The sequence below is a fragment of the Salinivibrio sp. PR5 genome, assembly GCF_001996085.1.
Taxonomy (GTDB): domain Bacteria; phylum Pseudomonadota; class Gammaproteobacteria; order Enterobacterales; family Vibrionaceae; genus Salinivibrio; species Salinivibrio proteolyticus.
Genome location: NZ_MUFK01000082.1, coordinates 1 through 3,381, shown reverse-complemented (window position 1 = coordinate 3,381; position 3,381 = coordinate 1). Strand labels below are relative to the sequence as shown.

The window sequence follows — 3,381 nt, the reverse complement described above, 5'->3', positions numbered from 1 at the left end:
TGCCAAAACCGTAGGCAGGATAACGCTCTGCTGCGTCCTGCAACGTCGCGATAACCTCATCATCCCGATGCGGATCGGGTCGGTAACGATAGACTGAGTCGCTAATGCCAACTACGCGGCAGGCCATTCGCAAACTGGCCTGATAGTGTTTGCGAGCGTAATCGACAAGCTCGCGCTTAACCGCTGGCCCTACAGCTTTTTTTCCAGAATATCTTTAACGATACGGTGTTCAAGGCTTAGGTCGGCAAACATTTGCTTGAGCCTCCGATTCTCATCCTCAAGCTCTTTAAGCCGTTTAACATCTGACGCTTCCATCCCACCATACTTGGACTTCCAGTTGTAGTATGTTGCATCAGAGATGCCATATTCGCGACAGACTTCGTTGACCTTTCGGCCTGCTTCGACTTCCTTCAAGATATTTACGATTTGTGTTTCTGTGTAGCGTGATTTTTTCATCATGCGTTCTCCGTTTGTTTCAGTGTAAACGGAAAAACTCTAATTGCTAATGACCAGTTTTTTGGGGAGGGTTACACCCCCTCTTAAAGATCTACCACACTGAGGTGCGGCCTTTAATACCGGAGGTAACCATGTCTACTCAATTCTTTTGTGGCGTTGATCTCGCCAAGCACCATTTTCTCTTCACGCGGTGGACGACCACGGAAAAGTCATTCTCCATAAATCTGTTTCACGCGCTAAGCTATTAACTCGTTCCCACGCTCCTGCGTGGGAACGGGAAGTAATATCTAATGGCCCTGTCACGGCAGGCAGCGGTGAGTCACAGTAACAGACCTTCTATATGTGTTTGCCGTAAGCAATGACTTAATGGCGGAAATGACAGAACGAAGTAGACGACTTTGCTGTTCGAGAGCATTGGCTGCTGGCGCAGCCAAAAAATGCTATTGCCTATTGACCGGAGGAGGGCTCATATGTGTTATATTTTTAATGGCAACCACAGTACTGATAAGGAACGCCACTTCGACAAAAACACTTTCTCAATGCTTTCCCTGTAACCAAGCATTTTAAACTTAATATTGCACCATTCTCATCCACTGGCCCCTCTGGATTGTCCCAGACGATATATGGTCTATCACTAATTTTGTCGATAAATGCTTCAGGCGGATATGGATTCGCTACAATAATAACACAATCTTTTGGAAGAGAATCGACGATTTTATCTAGCTCAGGTCTATCGCATTCGAAGTAAGATATACCAATGAATAAGCAATACTCACTGTCTTTTAGCTTGCCTTCAAACCACTGGTTAGCAGGGGCGACCCATTGATATGAAGCATATTTATTAGCTTCATTTGGCACGATACATAGAGCTTGTCTCCTTGGAGACATAAGCTCATGCTCCTCAAGCCTGATGATTCCAGTATCGTTCAGATCAACAAAGTTGTTCAAAGGATAGTGAGGAGTATAACAAATGCTATTAGGCGTAATTTCAAAATCCACAGACCCGTGTGGTTTAACCAATGGAATACCATAACCATGATGGTTAACTTGAAGAGAGTAGTACTCTCGATTTAAGCGGTCTAAAGCTGTTTCAAGCAATAAATCATAATTCAACGAGAATGCTGCTGTAATCTCATCTCGGTGTAATTTCAACCATCGAAACCAAGCCCAATCAGTTGAAAATAACTCGCGCTGCCGTTGGCTATACATTGAAAAAGCTATTGTCAAAAAATGCCTAGATTCRAGGGCTGTTTTGAAGCTGTCCAAACCAATGCTGTTACAGTAACTCTCGTCTAAGGCTAATTTAAATACATCAAAGTGGGGTTTCTCTGAATTTAATTTATACAGAGTTTCTAATCTATGTAGACTAGCTAAGAACGCTTCACCTGTTGAAGGGCAAGTAACATCCCACGTAATCGGCTCCTGAGAATTAAGCTCGTTTACTAATCCAGAAAAATAGCCAAAGCTAATAGAAAAACCATTACCGACGACTAAAGAAACTCTAGACATACTGACCTCAAAAAAATATAACGAATGGCATGGATTCCCCCTCTTGAAGATCTGCCACACTTAGGTGAAGCCTTTGGTAACGGAGGTAACCATGTCTGCTCAGTTCTTTTGTGGCGTTGATCTCGCCAAGCACCATTTTTCTCTTCACGCGGCGGACGACCACGGAAAAGTCATTCTCCATAACTCGTTCCCACGCTCCTGCGTGGGAACGGGAAGTAATGTCTAATGGCCCTGTCACATGATTGGCAGGCAGCGGTGAGACCGCAGTAAGAGACCTTCTATATGTGTTTGCCGTAAGCAATGACTTAATGGCGGAAATGACAGAGCGAAGTAGACGACTTTGTTGTTCGAGAGCATTGGCTGCTGCGCAGCCAAAAAAATGCTATTGCCTATTGACCGGAGAAGGGCTCATATGTGTTAGGCAACAACTTCGTTAGTTTAACGAGAAACCAACACCACAATTGTTCATTATCATGCCACCACAGCTAATATTGGTTCCATCATCTCCACGTATAAACAATTCCGTCTTACTTCCCTCAATTCTGTAACGATCTATTCTCATGTTGATTTTTTCGACAATAATGCCGTCAGAATCAGAAACCCTTAACTTGAGTGAGACATTTCGCTGATTGTCGCGAACAATGAGAGTGCCGCCAACTGCCTCAAAATCCCAGTTACCTGAGTTAACACGCCATTCATTGTCGATAATTTGTAAACTTAATTCTCCTCGACTATTGAAAAACGTTGCACTAAAACGGGCAGGCGCACCATCCTCCTCTGCTGGTTTAACTTGAATTACAGGATAACCTTTAACTTCAAGCGGAATAGGTGTGTTAGTTATTGATGCACCTCCAATAACAAATTTCGGGGTTGAGGCTAACAACTGAAACATTTCAGAAGCGTAATTGCTTTTAATACTTGCCGGCTTTTTACTCGCCAATTTTATTGACTCTTTCGATAAAAACTTGCGAGTTACTTTTGCATGACAATGGGAGCAGAGTAAAACAATTTTATCTGGATCATGCTCTTTTGCTTCAGAAAACTCAGGGTCGACATGCTCATACTCAACAATAGCAGTCCCGCAAACTACGCAACCATAACCACATTTCTGGCGCACTTTTCGCTTAACATCTTCGGGTATATACCGACTTAACCCATGTTTGTTCTTATCTGACATGTTTTCCACTGTCTCCATTGATGCCTAACGCCCATATTAAAGGGAAAATTGTTTTTAGCGCGAAGCGCGTTAATTTGTCCAGCCGCTTGCGGCGGCTTTGAATGCCTTGTTAATGGTCTCATTCAGAATGTACAACGACCATCTCCCCTTTTTCATTTCTTTCCATTACTATGCGCCCAACATAACACTGTGCAATTGGTGAAAGAACTCTTAAAAACTCAGTTAGTCTCAATAAATAC

2 protein-coding genes and 3 pseudogenes are annotated in these 3,381 nt (G+C 43.2%); 2 read left to right on the top strand and 3 right to left on the bottom strand.

Translation table 11 applies throughout. The features are described 5' to 3' along the window. Positions 1-456: pseudogene (locus BZG82_RS15845) on the bottom strand (transposase); the annotation flags it as partial. 131 nt (positions 457-587) lie between these two features. On the opposite strand from BZG82_RS15845, the pseudogene BZG82_RS16285 reads away from it, so the two are divergent. After that, positions 588-706 (top strand): annotated as a pseudogene (locus BZG82_RS16285) (IS110 family transposase); the annotation flags it as partial. Positions 707-939: 233 nt separating this feature from the next. Here BZG82_RS16285 and BZG82_RS15840 read toward each other — a convergent pair. Continuing rightward, positions 940-1,965 carry a hypothetical protein gene (locus tag BZG82_RS15840; protein ID WP_077766302.1) on the bottom strand — a complete coding sequence of 342 codons (1,026 nt, stop codon included), beginning with the start codon at positions 1,963-1,965 and terminating at the stop codon, positions 940-942. Positions 1,966-2,056: 91 nt separating this feature from the next. On the opposite strand from BZG82_RS15840, the pseudogene BZG82_RS16790 reads away from it, so the two are divergent. After that, positions 2,057-2,164 (top strand): annotated as a pseudogene (locus BZG82_RS16790) (IS110 family transposase); the annotation flags it as partial. A 234-nt stretch (positions 2,165-2,398) separates the two neighbouring features. Here the strand turns inward: BZG82_RS16790 and BZG82_RS15835 are convergent. Beyond that, on the bottom strand, positions 2,399-3,142 hold the full coding sequence (locus tag BZG82_RS15835; protein ID WP_077766301.1) for an HNH endonuclease: 744 nt from the start codon (positions 3,140-3,142) through the stop codon (positions 2,399-2,401). Between the last annotated feature and the right edge of the window lie 239 nt (positions 3,143-3,381).

Coding starts and splice junctions, on each gene's coding strand:
- BZG82_RS15835 (WP_077766301.1), bottom strand. CDS start 3,142: ATGTCAGATAAGAACAAACATGGGTTAAGTCGGTATATACCCGAAGAT.